The organism is Acidiferrobacter thiooxydans (assembly GCF_003333315.1).
In the GTDB taxonomy this organism is placed as follows: domain Bacteria; phylum Pseudomonadota; class Gammaproteobacteria; order Acidiferrobacterales; family Acidiferrobacteraceae; genus Acidiferrobacter; species Acidiferrobacter thiooxydans.
Window position 1 is genome coordinate 96,065 of sequence record NZ_PSYR01000001.1, and the last position, 14,461, is coordinate 110,525.

Below are 14,461 nucleotides of genomic sequence, written 5' to 3' on the forward strand. Positions count from 1 at the left end.
CCGCCGTTCTTGTCCAGTTACCCGCTTTTCGCCGCAATTCCCGGCAAATCACCGTCTCTTAAACGCGGTGGCGACGGCCGCCTTGAGCGTGCCCCGGGTAAACGCCCCGAGTTGACCGGTTAAGATGCGCCCGTGGGGCGTGACCAGCAGACTAAACGGGATGGCGCCCTGCATGTCCCCGAGGCGGGCCAGCATCTCAAGCCCGCGCTCTCCACCGAGCAACACCGGATAGGGGATATGGTGGGCGTGAACAAAGCGCGCCACCTTCGCCTTGCGGTCCAGGGCGATACCGACCACCACGAGTCCGCGGGCCTTATCGGCCTGGGCGGTGCGAATGAGGAGCGGGATCTCGGCGCGGCATGGCGGGCACCAGGGGGCCCAGAAATTGACCAGGTAGACCTTGGCCGGCCAGTGATCGAGGGTGCGCGGTTTGCCAGCGAGGTCGGGCAGGGTGAAGTGCACGCGCATGCTGTGCCGGGCATGCGCGTGCGCATGGGGCGCCGCGTAACGGCCGACTGCAAAACCGGCCGCCAGGGCCCCGATGACTGCCGCGGCCCAGACCGCGTGACTGCGTCCCTTCATATCGATTTCACCTCATGCGCGAGGCGCGCGAGCGCCCGTGGACCCTTGTAGCCGTAAAAGTCTTTTTGGCGCAAGGGTCGTCCCTGCGCCGAGAAGAACAGGATCGCGGGTGGCCCGAGAACCCCGAACCGCCGCTTCATGGCACGCGTCGCCGGTGTGTTCTCGGTCACATCCGCCTCAATCAGCATAAAGCCGCGCAGCGCCCTTTGGACGCGCGGATCGGGGAAGGTCTCGCGCCGCAGGCGCGTACAATCCACGCACCAGCTTGCCGAAAAATCCACGAGCGCCGGCTCGTTTAAGCGGGCGGCGCGCGCGAGCGCCTGATCGAGCGCCGCAAGCGACGTGACCTTGCGGAATGTCAGGGCGTGGGTCCCGGCGCGGGTCACGCCGGCGCTGCGGAAGGTCAACGGGTGCAGGGGGTCGCGATTGCCTTGCAGGCCCCCGACGAGCGCCAGGACCCCCCAGACGAGCAACACCACCCCGAGCCCCGCGCGCAGCTTGCGAAACCCGCTGGCCCCCGGCTCGAGCCGGCCGCCACCGAGATAGACGCCGACTATGATCAGCAGGATGCCCCATAGCAGCAGCACGGGCACCGCCGGCAAGAGCCCGAGCAGGTAGATGGCAACCCCCAAAAGCAGCACGCCGAAGGCGTATTTGACGGTATCCATCCAGGGGCCGGCCTTGGGCAGGAGGTAGCCGGCGCCGATACCCAGGGCCACCAGCACCACACCCATGCCGAGCGCCATGCTAAACATGATCGCCGCCCCAAGCCCGGCACTGTGACTCGAGATCGCCACAGCCAGCGCTGACACCAGGAGGGGGGAAACGCACGCCCCCACGACCAGGGCGGACACAAGGCCGAGCATGTAGGCGCCGGCCAGCGAGCGGCGGTTGACGCCGGCGCTGCGCGCGGCGATCCGGCTCTGGATGAAGCCTGGCATCTGCAGCGTGTAGAGATCGAACAACGAAAGCGCCATGAGCACGAACAGCAAACTGAGGAGCCCGATGCCCCAGGCGTTCTCGAAGTAGGCCTGTAGTTGTTGGCCGGTGGCCCCCGCCAGCGCCCCGGCACCGGCGTAGGTGGTGGCGGTCCCGAGCACATAGGCGACCGAAAGCCCGGCACCTTGGCGCTTGGTGAGACGTTCTTGTCCGCGGCCGACGAGCATGCCAGACAGGATCGGGATCATGGGCAGGACGCATGGGGTGAAGGTCAAAAGCAATCCGATCCCAAAGGCGCTCACGATCGCCCAGAACCAAGTCCCGGCAGCGGGGCCCGGGGTGCGTGGCGCCATGGGCGCGCGCGCCGCCGGGGCCTCATGGGCCGCGTTCAAGGCCGCGGTCTGGCCCGGCAGCCGCACCACCAGGGTGTGCGTGACCGGGGGATAACAGATGCCGGCGATGGCGCAACCTTGATAGTGGGCGCGAACGATCAGGCGTTGGTTGGGGTGCGCGCCGGTCAAGGGCAGGGGCAACGTAAAGGACTTCTTGTATATGAGCAGCGTGCCCAGGACCCGGTTCTTCTCGACGCTCGCAGGCGGCATGGCCACCGGCCCCAGGGTCACGCCATAGCGGGGCGATGCCAGCGTGAAGCGGATCTTGTTGCGATAGAGATAATAGCCACGGGCGATGCGAAAGTGGGCCAACAGTTCGTTGGTGCCGGGTGCGCTCAGCGTCAGGCGATAGGCCTGGCTGCGTTTCAGGAACGGCTTCTGGCGATGACTGAAGAAGGCCTTGAAGGCCGCGAGCGGCCCGCCGTGGGTGGCGGCGCGCGCGCCGGGGATCGTGGTCAGTACCGCCGTGATCGCGAGGCTAAGGGCGAGTAGTGTCTTCAAGCCATTGCAGGTAGGGCGGATAGCCGCCGGCGATCGGGACCGCCACAATCTCCGGGACTTCGTAGGGGTGCAAGGCCCGCAGGCGCCGTTCCATTTCGTCATAGTGATCCGTGGTCGTTTTAATGATCAAAAGCGTTTCCGTGGCGGTCTCCACCTGCCCGCGCCAGCGGTACACCGATTGCACGGCATCCACGAGGTTGACGCAGGCCGCCAGCCTTCCATTCACAAGCGCGTTCGCGATCCCGGGCGCATCGGCTCGCGGGCAGGTGCTGAAAACGATCAGGGCCTCTTGGGGCACGGCCTGGCCTCGCTGCAGGGCGGCGACTGCTTGCCGCGCGGGGAACTCCTTGTCGGTTCGCGCATCTTAAAGTCCCGTGCAAGCCGCGCGGCCCACGCCGGGCCGGTGTGGTCCGGTTGATGCCGGGGCTCGCAGTATGCAGGCGCCAGTGAAGTGGATCGTCGTAGCGTCGGACGCGCAATTCGCGTGTGTGCCGCGCTTCTTATACCATAACCTCTTGCTGATATCCGGAATAGCCTTACGTGCTCGAGACCGCGTTCTCCCTCAATACCCGTCCGGATATCCTGATCCGGGGACGAATGGCTGACGCAGGTTATGGCCCTGTTGGACTGTTCCTGCACGGCTTTCGTTCCCACTGCGCCGGTGAAAAGGCCACGGCGCTCACCCGCCACGCGCAGGCGCGCGGCTATTCGTGGGCGCGCTTTGATCTGGCCGCGCACGGCGCGTCGACCGGGGTGTTTGTGGAGCAGACCCTCTCGGGGTGGCTCGAGGACGCGCTCGCGGTGGCCGCGCTCTATGCACCGCGGCCGCTGATCCTTGTCGGATCCAGCCTGGGCGCCTGGCTCGCGGTGCTCATGGCGCGCTCGCGGCGCATCCCGGTGGCTGGCCTCGTGTTGCTCGCCCCGGCCTTCAATTTCCTGCAGCGCTACTACGCCGGCCTCTCGCAAGACCTGCGCCGGCAATGGCGCAGCGAGGGCCAGTTGACGCTCCCGGACCCCTATGGTCCACCCGGAACGGTCTATCGGCTCGGCTACCGTCTGATCGAGGACGCCGCCGTCCATGACGTCTTGTCGGTGCCGGTCACCCTCCCCTGCCCGTTGACCATGATCCATGGGGATTGCGATGAGGTCGTGCCGCTGGCCGTGAGCGAGGATTTTCTGCGCCATGTGCACGCCCCGGACAAGCGCCTTACGGTCGTGGCCGACGGCGATCATCGCCTCACGGCGGCCATCCCCAGGATCCTGGCTGAGGTCGATGCCCTGTGGCCGGCCGCCGATGTCCGCGCCGGGGTGCTGGCATGATCGCGCGGCTGCTGCGTTTTATCGTGTTTTTGCCGCTCGTCGAGGTGGTCGTGATCGTGCTCGTGTGGCAGGCGATCGGGCCATGGTGGACCCTGGGGCTTTTGGTGGCCGGCCCGGTTGCGGGGCTTGCGTTGCTGCGGCTTTCGCCGGTACGTACCTTTGGCCATGTGCGCGCCGCCCTGTCTCACGGCCGGCTCCCGCACGAGGCGGTCTGGGAAGGGGCGGCCCTGGGCCTGGCCGGTCTGCTTTTGATCTTCCCGGGGTTCTTCTCGGATCTCCTGGCGCTTGCCTTGTTGGTGGGGCCCGCGCGGCGCGCCCTGCGGCGCCCGCCGGGGGCGTCGCCGCCGATGGCCGGTGGCGGTCCCCGGGAGCCGCTCGAGGGCCGGTTTCGCTCGTACCGCGATTAGATGGGCTTGACAAGAGATTGGCCTTGTTTATGATTAGCACTCACCTGAGATGAGTGCTAGCAAGCACGGATACTCCAGGTATTGCGGTTTCCTAAGAGTAAGGAGATTCCTATGAAAGCGCAGCCTCACCCACAAACAGGAGAATTGAGCATGAATATTCGCCCCCTGCACGACCGCGTGATCGTGCGCCGCCTGGAAGAAGAGCGGAAGTCCGCCGGTGGCATCGTGATTCCCGACACGGCCAAGGAAAAGCCGATCCAGGGCGAGATCGTGGCCGTGGGCAAAGGCAAGATCCTAGAGAGCGGCGAGGTGCGCCCGCTCGACGTCAAGGTCGGCGACAAGGTGCTCTTCGGAAAATACGCCGGGACCGAGGTCAAGGTCGGCACCGAGGAGCTGCTCGTCATGCGCGAAGAAGATGTAGTCGCGATCATCGACGGCAAATAACGAACGCTTAAAGAGAGGGAAGAACCATGGCAGCTAAAGAAGTCGTATTCGGTGACAGCGCGCGCATCCGGATGTTGCGCGGCGTCAACATCCTCGCCGACGCAGTGAAAGTCACCCTGGGCCCCAAGGGGCGCAACGTCGTCCTCGACAAATCGTTCGGCGCGCCCACCATCACCAAGGATGGCGTCTCGGTCGCGAAGGAGGTCGAGCTCAAGGACAAGTACGAGAACATGGGCGCGCAGATGGTGAAGGAGGTGGCTTCGCAGACCTCCGACATCGCCGGCGACGGCACGACCACGGCGACCGTTCTGGCGCAGGCCATCCTCCGCGAAGGCCTGAAGTCGGTGGCGGCGGGCATGAACCCCATGGACTTGAAGCGCGGTATCGACAAGGCGGTGGCGGCGGCGGTTGACGCCCTGAAGAAGATCTCGCGCCCGTGCTCGGATCATAAGGAGATCGCCCAGGTGGGCACGATCTCGGCCAACTCCGATGAATCGATCGGTAACATCATCGCCGAGGCGATGGACAAGGTCGGCAAGGAGGGCGTGATATCGGTCGAAGAGGGTTCGGGCCTTGAGAACGCGCTCGAGATCGTCGAAGGCATGCAGTTCGATCGCGGTTATCTGTCGCCCTACTTCGTGAACAAGCAGGACACGATGACGGCCGATATCGAGAACCCCTACATCCTGATTTACGACAAGAAGATCTCCAATATTCGTGAGCTTCTGCCGATCCTGGAAGGTGTGGCCAAGGCCGGCCGTCCGCTGCTCATCATCTCCGAGGATGTCGAGGGCGAGGCGCTCGCCACGTTGGTGGTGAACAATATCCGCGGCATCTTGAAGGTCTGCGCCGTCAAGGCCCCGGGCTTTGGCGATCGTCGCAAGGCCATGCTCCAGGATATCGCCATCCTGACCGGTGGCCAGCTGATCTCCGAAGAGATCGGCATGACCCTCGAGGCGGCCACCATCGACGTCCTTGGGTCGGCCAAGCGCGTGCAGGTCAGCAAGGAGAACACCACCATCATCGACGGGGCCGGCAATTCCAAGGATATCGAGGCGCGCGTGAAGCAGATTCGGGCCCAGATCGAGGAAGCGACGTCCGACTATGACAAGGAGAAGATGCAGGAGCGGGTCGCCAAGCTCGCCGGCGGCGTGGCCTTGATCAAGGTCGGGGCGGCCACCGAGGTGGAGATGAAGGAGAAGAAGGCGCGCGTGGAAGATGCCCTGCATGCGACCCGCGCGGCGGTCGAGGAAGGCGTGGTGCCGGGCGGCGGCGTGGCCCTGATCCGGGCGCTGCAGAACATGAAGGTCAAGGGCGACAACCACGACCAGGACGTCGGTATCCAGATCGCCCGCCGTGCCATGGAAGAGCCGTTGCGCATGATCGTCATGAACGCCGGTCTCGAGGGCTCGGTGGTCATGAACAAGGTGGCCGAGGGCAAGGGGAGCTTTGGCTTCAATGCCGCGACCGGCGAGTACGGCGACATGTTGACCATGGGTATCCTTGATCCCACCAAGGTCACGCGTACGGCCTTGCAGAATGCGGCCTCCGTATCCGGGCTCATGATCACCACCGAGGCCATGGTCGCCGAGCTCCCGCAGGAGGAGAAGGCATCGGCCGGCGCGGGTGCCGGTGGCATGGGCGGTATGGGTGGCATGGGTGGCATGGACGGCATGATGTAAGCCGGTCCCATCGCGCACCGCGGGGGCGGGGCCCGAAAGGTCCCCGCCCCCTTTTTTTGTGTCCGCTTCCCGACTGGCGGACGAAGCCGCGCGCCATCTTCTGCTATGATGGCACGATTACCTGTGAGGGCGCCTTGGGCGCGTGGCCGTATCCATCGCTGGCGCGAGCGGCGGTCCGGGAGGTTGCGAATGGGGGTGCACAAAACGGGGATGTGGCTCAGAAAGGCCCGCGCCCTGGCTACTGCGGCGTTGCTGCTGGCCTATCCCGTGGTTTCCTATCGCACGAATACCGCCCGGCATTTCGATCCGCTCGGCGCGCTGTTTGCCTTTGCGCCCCTGCTCGTGCTGACCCTGACGGCGGCGTGGGCCGCCCGCGCACGCGGCCTTTGGCTTACCCTCTGGGGGGGTGCGTGCCTTACCCTCTGGCACTACCGGGCCTTTATGACCGCCCATTGTTCCTGGGCATATCTCGCCGAGGATGTGGGGGTCATGGCGCTCCTCTGCGGCCTGTTCTTGCGTTCGCTCCGGCCGTCTTGCACGCCCCTCATCTCGCGCCTGTCGTTGCTCATGCGCGGCTCCTTAAGCCCCTCGCTTGCTCATTACACCCGGCGTGTCACCCAGCTTTGGGCGGGGCTCTTTGGCGCCCTGGCGATCCTGTCTGCGCTGTTGTTCTTTGCCGCCGGCGTGCGGGTCTGGGCCTTCTACGTCAGCATCCTTACATGGCCCATCATGATGCTCGTGTTCACAGGCGAGTACCTGGTCCGCCGGGTGGTCGTGCCCCGTGAGGAGCGCGCCGGGTTTCTCCAGGTGATCCTCGCCAGCCGCCGCCATTGGCGCAGCCTTGTCGCCGGCGAGGACGACGCGCCGCGGCCCTACCGGCGCCTCCCGCAATGACCCGCGCCCCTGCCGACGCGGCGCTCACCACCGCCACCGACCCTGCCGAGGTGCTGGCCTTTTACCGGGGCGCACCGCGCTCGCTCGCGCAATTTTTGGGCGATGTCGCGGACGTGGTCGCACTCTGGCCGGCGCGCGGCCCGATTCTGAACGCCTGCGCGGATCGCTACCATTTCCTGGTGGGGCTGGCGGCGTCCGCAGTCGCCGGCCGCATGACGGTGCTGCCGGCCACCCATGCCGTCGAGACCATCAAGTCCCTGCATGCGCAGATGCCGGACCTGTACTGCCTTGCCGACAGCGATTTCCCCGTCGCCCTGCCGATGCTGCGCTTTCCGCGGCTCGATTCCGGGGGGCGCAGACGGGAGGCGTTGCCGGTGCCGCGCATCCCCCTCGACCGGCCGGTCGCGACCGTGTTCACGTCGGGGACTACCGGGACCCCGGCGGCGCATGTGAAGACCTGGGGATCGCTCGTGGCCGGGGCGCGCGCCGAGGCCGCGCGCCTGGGGCTCGATGACGGCCCGGTGTGGTCGCTCATCGCCACTGTACCGCCGCAACATATGTACGGACTGGAGTCGAGCGTCATGCTGGGCCTGCATGGCCGCGCCCTGGTGCACCATGGCCGCCCGTTTTATCCCGAAGACATCGCCGACGCACTGGCGGCAGTCCCGCGCCCGCGGCTTTTGGTGACATCGCCCGTGCACTTGCGCGCACTCCTTACGAGCGCGACTGTGACCCCCGCGCTCGATGCCGTGTTATGCGCCACTGCCCCCTTGCCCCGGGCCCTGGCCGAGGAGGCCGAGCGCCGCCTGGATGCGCCGCTGCATGAGATCTACGGGGCCACCGAGGCCGGTCAGATCGCCACCCGGCGCCCGACGCAGGACGAGCTCTGGACGCTCTTCCCGGGGCTTGTCCTGGAGGCCTGCGATACGTCGTTTGTGGTCCATGGCGGGCATGTCGAGACCCCCGCCGTCCTGGGCGACATCATAGAACCGAGCGGACCTCGCAGGTTCCGGCTACACGGCCGCGGCACGGACATCGTGAACGTGGCCGGCAAGCGCAGCTCGATCGCCTTCCTCGAACAGCAGCTACTCGCCATCCCCGGTGTGGTCGATGGCGCCTTTTACATGCCCGATGAGGACCTGGCGGGCCCGGTTGCGCGTCTCACGGCCTTCGTGGTCGCCCCTGGCCTGAGCGCGGCGAGCATCGAAACGGCCCTCCGCGCGCGTCTGGACCCGGTGTTTCTGCCGCGCCCGCTGGTCCTGGTCGACGCCCTGCCGCGGCTTGCCACCGGCAAGTTGCCGCTCGCCGCCCTGCGCCGGCTCCTGACATCCCGGACCCGCCAAGTGGGAGGTCGCCATGGCTGACGAGGCGCTCCTTGCCTTTCCCGCCGATCATCCGGCCTTCCCCGGCCATTTCCCGGGTGACCCGATCGTGCCCGGCGCGTTACTCCTGGACGAGGTGCTGGCGGTCGTGTGCGCGGCCCGCGGGCTTGCCTACGAATCCCTGCGCGTGGGCTCGGCCAAGTTCCTGCACCCGGTCCGGCCCGGACAAGAGGTCCAGCTCCGCTGGCGGGACTCCGGGCCGGGCCTCCTCGACGTCCGCCTTTTCCTGGCGGATCGTCCCGTGGCCGTGGCCACCCTCTCGTCACACGCTGCGCCCCCATGAGGCCCACGCCCACACGGCCTGGCCGGCTACCGGGGCGGCCATGAGCGAGTCCGTCCGGTCGGCGCCTTGCGCCCCCACCCTGCGCCTGGGGCGCGTCGAGATCGACGGCTATCTGCCGCATCGGGGCGCCATGCGCCTGTTGGCCGGGGTACGGGCCTATGATCACGACACCATAGAGTGCCTGGCCGATGGCCATCGCGATCCGACCCATCCCTTGCGCGTACGCGGGCGTCTCGGGGCGGCGTGCGCGATCGAGTATGCCGCCCAGGCCATGGCCATCCACGGCGCGTTGTGCGGGGACGGCCAGACGCCACCGGCCGGTTCGTTGCTGGCGGTGCGTGATGTCCGGTTCCAGGTCGCGCGCCTCGATGACATCGACGGGGATCTCATCATCCACTGTCAATGTCTGGCCCGCGATACGCGGGGCGCCGGTTACCGGTTTCTCGTGGCGACCGCCTCAAATCCTCTGGTCTCGGGACGTGCCACGGTACAATTCACCCCCCTTCAGGGGCACGCCTCGTGAGCGATCGGGCGCTCGCGCCGCGCCGCGCGCTCGTGACCGGTGCCAGCGGCGCCGTGGGTGCGGCGATCTGCCGCCGCCTGGCGGCGGACGGCTGTCACGTCCTCTGTCATGCCCATACGCGGAGCGCGGACGCCGCGCGCCTGGTCTCTGAGCTCACCACCCTCGGTACCACCGCCGAGCTCTGTGTCTTTGATCTCGCGGATAGGCACGCCGTGGCCGCGGCCCTCGCCCCGTTCCTGGCCGAGGCCCCCATCCAGATCCTTGTGCATAATGCCGGCGTATGCGACGACGCGGTGCTGGCGGGCATGACGGCGGCGCAATGGCGGCGCCCGCTCGATGTCTCCTTGGATGGGTTTTTTCATGTGACAAGGCCCTTGCTCTTGCCCATGATCCGCACGCGCTGGGGGCGCATCATCAATGTCACGTCGGTCGCCGGCCTTATCGGCAATCGCGGTCAGGCCAATTACGCGGCCGCCAAGGCGGGCCTGCATGCCGCCGGCAAATCGCTGGCGCTCGAGGTCGCAAGCCGCGGGATTACCGTCAATTCGGTCGCCCCGGGCATCATTGCCACGCCCATGAGTCACGTCTTCGGCCCCGCCGACATCGCCCGCCTCGTCCCCATGGGCCGTGCCGGCGAGTGCCGCGAGGTGGCCGATCTCATCGGTTTCCTGGCCTCGGATCAGGCCGGTTATATCACCGGACAGGTCATTTCCATCAACGGCGGCATGATCTAGGTCTCGCGCCGGGCCGGAGCAGGCGTGGCAGGCGATAGAGGAGCCCGAAGATCAGGCGTATATGCATGCCGGTGAGCAGCAGGTTGTCGCGCACATAATGAAAGTGCGAGATGCCGCCCTCGGTCTTGCGCAGATAGCGGACCGGGGCGTCGATATTGCAGACCGTGACCCCCTCCCAGAAGAGGCGCACCGCCGCTTCCGGATCGAAGTCGAATCGGCGCATGGAGCGGCGCGCGCTCATGATCCGAAAGAGCGGTGCGATCGGGTAGACACGAAATCCAAACAGCGAGTCGCCGATATGGTGTCCGAGGGTTTCTATGTCGGTAAACAGGTTCGAGAGGCGCCGCCCGTAAACGCGCGCCCGCGGGGCATCGGCCGCGAATACCGGAACCCCCAGGATCATGGCCTTGGGCTGCGCGCCCGAGGCCTGCATGAAGGCCGGAATGAGGGATGCCGGATGTTGGCCGTCGGAGTCCATGCACAGGGCGTGGGTATAGCCCTCGGCGCGCGCGCGCGTAAGACCCGCCAGCACGGCTGCACCCTTTCCGCGATTATACGGTTCGACGATGACAAGAAGATCCGCATGATGACGCGCCATCTCGACGAGCCCTTCAGCGGTGCCGTCGGTACTACCGTCCACGACCACCCATACCGGGGCCCAGTAGCGCAAGGCCTCGGCCACGGTCTCATAGACCTTCGGGCCCGGGTCGTAGCTTGGGATCAGCACCAGATGGGTCGCGGAAGCGGTGGGCATCGGCTAGCCGGCGCGGTCAGTGGGTTGGGGTCGAATCGCAAGTCGCCTGGCGGCGATCCGCGTTCATTCGCTTTCGGCGGCGACAGATGCGCCCGCGGAACGCCGGTGCAGGAGCCGGCGTTGCAGCAGGGTGCGAACGGACCGGCGCAGGTGCCGCAGGGCGTGCAGATAATACAAGGCCTTGAAGGCCGCCAGCGAGCCCCATACGGGGGTATCGGCGAAGATGTCCCCGGCAAGCACCGATAACAGGGCCTCCTGCACGCGAAAGATGTTGCGCGGTCCCATGAAAAGGTCGCGCATGCTTGGATGGTTCACGCGGTAGATGAACCACGCATAGGTGCGCAATCCCTGGCGCAGCGCGCGATCATAGGCGCGCAGTGCGCGCGCGGCCTCCCCCGGTCTTTTCAGGCAGGTGTCGACGGCGTCGGCGGCCAGAAAGCCGCCGTGCATGGCCAGCATGACGCCCGAGGAGAATACCGGGTCGATGAACGAAAAGGCATCGCCTACGAGGAGGTGGTTCGTGCCATGGGAGTGTTCGCATCCGTACGAGAAATTACCGGTTGCCTGCACCTCCGAGACGAGTGTGGCATCGGCCAGTCGTTCGGCGAGCGGCGGACACAATGCCAGCGTCTCCCGGAAGAAGTCCCCCACGGGCCCTGTCCGGGTGTTCAGATAATAGGGCCAGACCACGGCGCCGACGCTCGTGATGCCGTCGGCCAGGGGGATGAACCAGAACCACCCGTGTTCGAACCAGAAGAGCGAGATATGTCCCTCTTCCCGGCCGCTGTTTCGGACCGCCCCCCGGAAGTGCCCATAGAGCGCGGAGCTGTTGTGCCGGGGGTTGCGCCGTTTGGTGTGAAGGCGGCGACCGAGAAAGGTGTCGCGCCCGGATGCGTCAATCACAAACCGGGCCGTGAAGTCCTCGACACCCCCGTCGGCGTGCCGCGTCCGTATCCGCGCGCCGTCGCCGCTCCCGGAAAAGACCACGTCCTGCACCCGGCAGCCCTCGTGAGTCGTTGCCCCCTTGGCGGCCGCATTGCGAAACAGTATGGCGTCAAAGTCCGCGCGCGGCACGTGATAGGCATAGGGCATGTCCTTGTTCCAGGCGTCAGCGAACAGGAATTCCTGGCGGGCCTTCGTATGCCAGGGGGACAGGAATTCCACCCCCCACTTCACCATGCCTATGGCGCGCACCGCCTCGCCCACGCCCAAGCGCTCCAGCAACGGCAGGTTGGCCGGAAGCAGGGACTCGCCGATATGAAACCGCGGGTGGCGGTCCTTTTCGGCGATTACCACCTGATAACCGCGCTCGGCGAGCAGCGCGCCGGCGGTGGTGCCGCCCGGTCCCCCGCCGATCACGAATACATCGCATGCCGTTGCCATCACGCGCCCCTCCGAGCATCCCGCCCAAGCGCCCCTCGGCGCACCCCGTTTCACGACCTGTCGTACCCTAACCGTCGCCCGAACCGTGAGCTTACTGCGGTCGCCGGTTGAGAAACAGGTCAAGAGGTCGATCGCCCGCAAGGCGCTAGACTCTCATACTATGCAATAGTACGCGACAGGGCAGGATGGGCTTCCCATCCTAAGCCCCGGTAAGGTGGGCAAACGGCGAGCGGTCCGTGAGACCGGGCCCTAGGGGTGTTGGGGACAACACATCCCGCTGGCGCGGACAGATCGTCGCTGCCACCCGATCAGCGCGGTGTCTGGTCGCGATCGAAGGGGGATAGGCGCGATGCCCCGCGGTGTGATGCCTGCCACAGGGAAGGCCGCCTGGGTGCGCTCGCTGGCGATAAGGAGGATGTCGTGGCCCCCCGTCGATGGGCGCAAAGCGGTCCCATCGGCCTTTGGGCGCGGCTCACGATATCACGACCCGGCTGATCGCCCAGAACTGCAGGCCGCCGCCGACCAGGGTCAGGAGATGAAATGCCGCATGCAGGTACCGCGCGCGGTCGCGCACCAGCAGGGCGACACCCGCGCCATAGCAGGTCACCGCCAGACCCAGGGCCGCGAGCACGGCGGGCGGGGTATGCCGGAAGAATGGGCGGGCGGCGAGGATCGTGATCCAGCCCATAATGCGATAAAGTTGCTCGGAGCGGCACGCGTAGCGCCCAGGGTCTCCCCACAGAAGCGCCACCGCGAGCGTGGCCAGCCCCCACTCGATGACGCATAGCAGCGTCCCGATCGCGGCATGGACCATGAGCAAGGCCACCGGGGTGTAGCTCCCGGCCATGAACACCGCGATCATCATCCGGTCCAGACGTTGGAAGCGGTCCTTCAGGATGCCGGCCGGCAGGATGTGGTAGATCGCCGATACCGTAAACACGACCATCATGGTCGCAGACGAGACCGCGGCGCACCACATCTTGAGGGGGCTGCCGGTGTGCGCCGCGCGCTCGACGAGGGCCGCGCCCGCAGCCAGCGCCAATACCGCGCCGAGCGCGTGGATCGCGGCATTGGCCCGCTCCTCGGCACGTGATTGCGGGCGATCGCCGGTCTCGCCCAGGACCGCTTCCCGGGCCCCTTGGGCCTGCCACAGGGGCGCACCCGGGTCCTGCGCGTCGATCCCGATCGCGCGCGACTCCTGCGGATGGATGTTCATAGCGAAAGCCGCGCCCCCAGGTCGCGTAACGTCAGGCGTCGGACCTCATAGTCGGGCATGACGCGCGCCAGTTCCCGCCAGAAGGAGGGCTTGTGGTGCGGGGCGATCAGGTGGCAGAGTTCATGGGCAATCACATAATCGAACAGGTCGGCGGGGACGAGCATGAGCCGCCAGTTCAGGCTGATAGTCCCGCGCGCCGAGCAGCTGCCCCAGCGGGTCTTTTGGCTGCCGATGCGGATCTGCTTGGGGGCCCGGCCGACGAGCGGCGCAAAATGGATGATGCGTGCCAGGGCGTGGTGGCGCGCGGCCTCCCGATACCAGAACTCCACGGCGGCGCGCGCCGCATCCTCGCCGGCGGCCGCGACCCACAGCACATCGCCATCGCGACGCACCGACGGGGGCCCTGCGCGGTACTGAAGCCGCAGTACGATGGGCTCGTCCAAATGCCGCAGGGTCAGCCCATCCGCAAACGGGGCAGGCTTTGGGGCCTCGCCAAGCCTCCTCAAGGTGCGTTCGATCCACGGTGTCTTGGCCTTGAGGAAGGCCTCGACGTCGGCTTGATGGGTGGCCGCCGGGGCCAGCACACGCAGGGCGCCGGACGGGCTGATCTGGAGGCATAGGGTACGGCGCTTGCGGCTGCGCACCAGCGCGTAGGCCCTCATTTTATATCTCGATCATCTCGAATTCGTCCTTGGTGGCCCCGCAGTCCGGACAGGTCCAGTTTTCGGGGACGTCTTTCCAGCGCGTGCCCGGCGGGATTCCGTGTTCCGGTAGCCCCTTCTCCTCTTCGTACAGGAAACCGCAAATGACGCACATATACACTTTCGGGGGATTGGCGTTCATCACTATTATGCGGGAAACCTCGGCCTTCAGGCCGAGGAGGGATAGCGCCTGTTCCCACTCGTCCTTTTGAGGTTGCTATCTTTACCTAACCGTATACAGAGTGTAAATGGACCCGACATCCTCCTCGTCCTGAGGGACGAGGATCCCTTCCTGTCGGCAGCGGCCCTACCTCAGCCGCTTTG

The 14,461-nt window shown here is 66.6% G+C and carries 17 protein-coding genes; 9 read left to right on the top strand and 8 right to left on the bottom strand.

Features of this window, described 5'->3' with window-relative positions; translation table 11 throughout:
- Positions 1-48: 48 nt before the first annotated feature.
- Genes C4900_RS00485 through cutA form a run of 3 tightly spaced genes read right to left on the bottom strand, consistent with a single transcriptional unit; the run spans position 49 to position 2,712 of the window.
- Entirely contained in the window at positions 49-582 is a 534-nt protein-coding gene (locus C4900_RS00485; protein ID WP_065969028.1) for a TlpA disulfide reductase family protein, read from the bottom strand.
- Positions 579-2,414: a protein-disulfide reductase DsbD gene (dsbD, locus tag C4900_RS00490; protein ID WP_065969029.1), complete on the bottom strand. Its 1,836-nt coding sequence runs from the start codon at positions 2,412-2,414 to the stop codon at positions 579-581. Before dsbD ends, C4900_RS00485 begins: the two co-directional genes overlap by 4 nt.
- A complete protein-coding gene (gene cutA, locus C4900_RS00495) occupies positions 2,392-2,712 on the bottom strand; it encodes a divalent-cation tolerance protein CutA (RefSeq protein WP_114282113.1) in 321 nt (106 codons plus the stop codon). Before cutA ends, dsbD begins: the two co-directional genes overlap by 23 nt.
- A 242-nt stretch (positions 2,713-2,954) precedes the next feature.
- Between cutA and C4900_RS00500 the strand changes: the two genes are divergently transcribed.
- The 9 genes from C4900_RS00500 to fabG all read left to right on the top strand — a co-directional run bounded on the left by C4900_RS00500 (position 2,955) and on the right by fabG (position 10,083).
- Positions 2,955-3,734, top strand: coding sequence for an alpha/beta hydrolase (locus C4900_RS00500; protein WP_083995637.1), 780 nt, complete (start codon positions 2,955-2,957; stop codon positions 3,732-3,734).
- Complete coding sequence (locus C4900_RS00505) at positions 3,731-4,141, top strand: FxsA family protein (RefSeq protein ID WP_065969031.1); 411 nt, start codon at positions 3,731-3,733, stop codon at positions 4,139-4,141. The genes C4900_RS00500 and C4900_RS00505 overlap by 4 nt, the downstream gene beginning before the upstream one ends.
- 150 nt (positions 4,142-4,291) lie before the next feature.
- Entirely contained in the window at positions 4,292-4,585 is a 294-nt protein-coding gene (groES, locus tag C4900_RS00510; RefSeq protein ID WP_065969079.1) for a co-chaperone GroES, read from the top strand.
- Between the two features lie 26 nt (positions 4,586-4,611).
- Positions 4,612-6,267: a chaperonin GroEL gene (gene groL, locus C4900_RS00515; RefSeq protein ID WP_065969032.1), complete on the top strand. Its 1,656-nt coding sequence runs from the start codon at positions 4,612-4,614 to the stop codon at positions 6,265-6,267.
- Positions 6,268-6,456: 189 nt separating this feature from the next.
- The gene (locus tag C4900_RS00520; protein WP_065969033.1) at positions 6,457-7,161 is read left to right on the top strand and encodes a COG4648 family protein; all 705 of its coding nucleotides are present in this window, start codon (positions 6,457-6,459) and stop codon (positions 7,159-7,161) included.
- Positions 7,158-8,525 (top strand): AMP-binding protein, encoded by a 1,368-nt coding sequence (locus C4900_RS00525; protein ID WP_114282114.1) that lies wholly within the window; start codon positions 7,158-7,160, stop codon positions 8,523-8,525. The genes C4900_RS00520 and C4900_RS00525 overlap by 4 nt, the downstream gene beginning before the upstream one ends.
- Positions 8,518-8,826 (top strand): 3-hydroxyacyl-ACP dehydratase FabZ family protein, encoded by a 309-nt coding sequence (locus C4900_RS00530; protein WP_065969035.1) that lies wholly within the window; start codon positions 8,518-8,520, stop codon positions 8,824-8,826. The genes C4900_RS00525 and C4900_RS00530 overlap by 8 nt, the downstream gene beginning before the upstream one ends.
- Positions 8,827-8,866: 40 nt before the next feature.
- Positions 8,867-9,349, top strand: a complete 483-nt coding sequence (locus C4900_RS00535; RefSeq protein WP_211306695.1) for a hypothetical protein — start codon at positions 8,867-8,869, stop codon at positions 9,347-9,349.
- A complete protein-coding gene (fabG, locus tag C4900_RS00540) occupies positions 9,346-10,083 on the top strand; it encodes a 3-oxoacyl-ACP reductase FabG (protein WP_170132344.1) in 738 nt (245 codons plus the stop codon). The genes C4900_RS00535 and fabG overlap by 4 nt, the downstream gene beginning before the upstream one ends.
- Here the strand turns inward: fabG and C4900_RS00545 are convergent.
- The 5 genes from C4900_RS00545 to C4900_RS00565 form a co-directional block, all read right to left on the bottom strand.
- Positions 10,064-10,837 (bottom strand): glycosyltransferase family 2 protein, encoded by a 774-nt coding sequence (locus C4900_RS00545; protein WP_065969037.1) that lies wholly within the window; start codon positions 10,835-10,837, stop codon positions 10,064-10,066. The genes fabG and C4900_RS00545 overlap by 20 nt on opposite strands.
- 63 nt (positions 10,838-10,900) lie before the next feature.
- Positions 10,901-12,220, bottom strand: a complete 1,320-nt coding sequence (locus C4900_RS00550) for an NAD(P)/FAD-dependent oxidoreductase (RefSeq protein ID WP_114282116.1) — start codon at positions 12,218-12,220, stop codon at positions 10,901-10,903.
- Between the two features lie 472 nt (positions 12,221-12,692).
- Positions 12,693-13,436, bottom strand: a complete 744-nt coding sequence (gene trhA / locus C4900_RS00555; RefSeq protein WP_083995639.1) for a PAQR family membrane homeostasis protein TrhA — start codon at positions 13,434-13,436, stop codon at positions 12,693-12,695.
- Positions 13,433-14,098 (bottom strand): M48 family metallopeptidase, encoded by a 666-nt coding sequence (locus tag C4900_RS00560; protein ID WP_114282117.1) that lies wholly within the window; start codon positions 14,096-14,098, stop codon positions 13,433-13,435. The genes trhA and C4900_RS00560 overlap by 4 nt, the downstream gene beginning before the upstream one ends.
- A 1-nt stretch (position 14,099) precedes the next feature.
- Positions 14,100-14,279 carry a rubredoxin gene (locus tag C4900_RS00565; protein WP_083995640.1) on the bottom strand — a complete coding sequence of 60 codons (180 nt, stop codon included), beginning with the start codon at positions 14,277-14,279 and terminating at the stop codon, positions 14,100-14,102.
- Between the last annotated feature and the right edge of the window lie 182 nt (positions 14,280-14,461).

Coding starts and splice junctions, on each gene's coding strand:
- C4900_RS00550 (WP_114282116.1), bottom strand. CDS start 12,220: ATGGCAACGGCATGCGATGTATTCGTGATCGGCGGGGGACCGGGCGGC.
- C4900_RS00560 (WP_114282117.1), bottom strand. CDS start 14,098: ATGAGGGCCTACGCGCTGGTGCGCAGCCGCAAGCGCCGTACCCTATGC.
- C4900_RS00565 (WP_083995640.1), bottom strand. CDS start 14,279: ATGAACGCCAATCCCCCGAAAGTGTATATGTGCGTCATTTGCGGTTTC.
- C4900_RS00520 (WP_065969033.1), top strand. CDS start 6,457: ATGGGGGTGCACAAAACGGGGATGTGGCTCAGAAAGGCCCGCGCCCTG.
- C4900_RS00530 (WP_065969035.1), top strand. CDS start 8,518: ATGGCTGACGAGGCGCTCCTTGCCTTTCCCGCCGATCATCCGGCCTTC.
- groL (WP_065969032.1), top strand. CDS start 4,612: ATGGCAGCTAAAGAAGTCGTATTCGGTGACAGCGCGCGCATCCGGATG.
- C4900_RS00525 (WP_114282114.1), top strand. CDS start 7,158: ATGACCCGCGCCCCTGCCGACGCGGCGCTCACCACCGCCACCGACCCT.
- C4900_RS00485 (WP_065969028.1), bottom strand. CDS start 582: ATGAAGGGACGCAGTCACGCGGTCTGGGCCGCGGCAGTCATCGGGGCC.
- C4900_RS00535 (WP_211306695.1), top strand. CDS start 8,867: ATGAGCGAGTCCGTCCGGTCGGCGCCTTGCGCCCCCACCCTGCGCCTG.
- C4900_RS00545 (WP_065969037.1), bottom strand. CDS start 10,837: ATGCCCACCGCTTCCGCGACCCATCTGGTGCTGATCCCAAGCTACGAC.
- groES (WP_065969079.1), top strand. CDS start 4,292: ATGAATATTCGCCCCCTGCACGACCGCGTGATCGTGCGCCGCCTGGAA.
- C4900_RS00505 (WP_065969031.1), top strand. CDS start 3,731: ATGATCGCGCGGCTGCTGCGTTTTATCGTGTTTTTGCCGCTCGTCGAG.
- trhA (WP_083995639.1), bottom strand. CDS start 13,436: ATGAACATCCATCCGCAGGAGTCGCGCGCGATCGGGATCGACGCGCAG.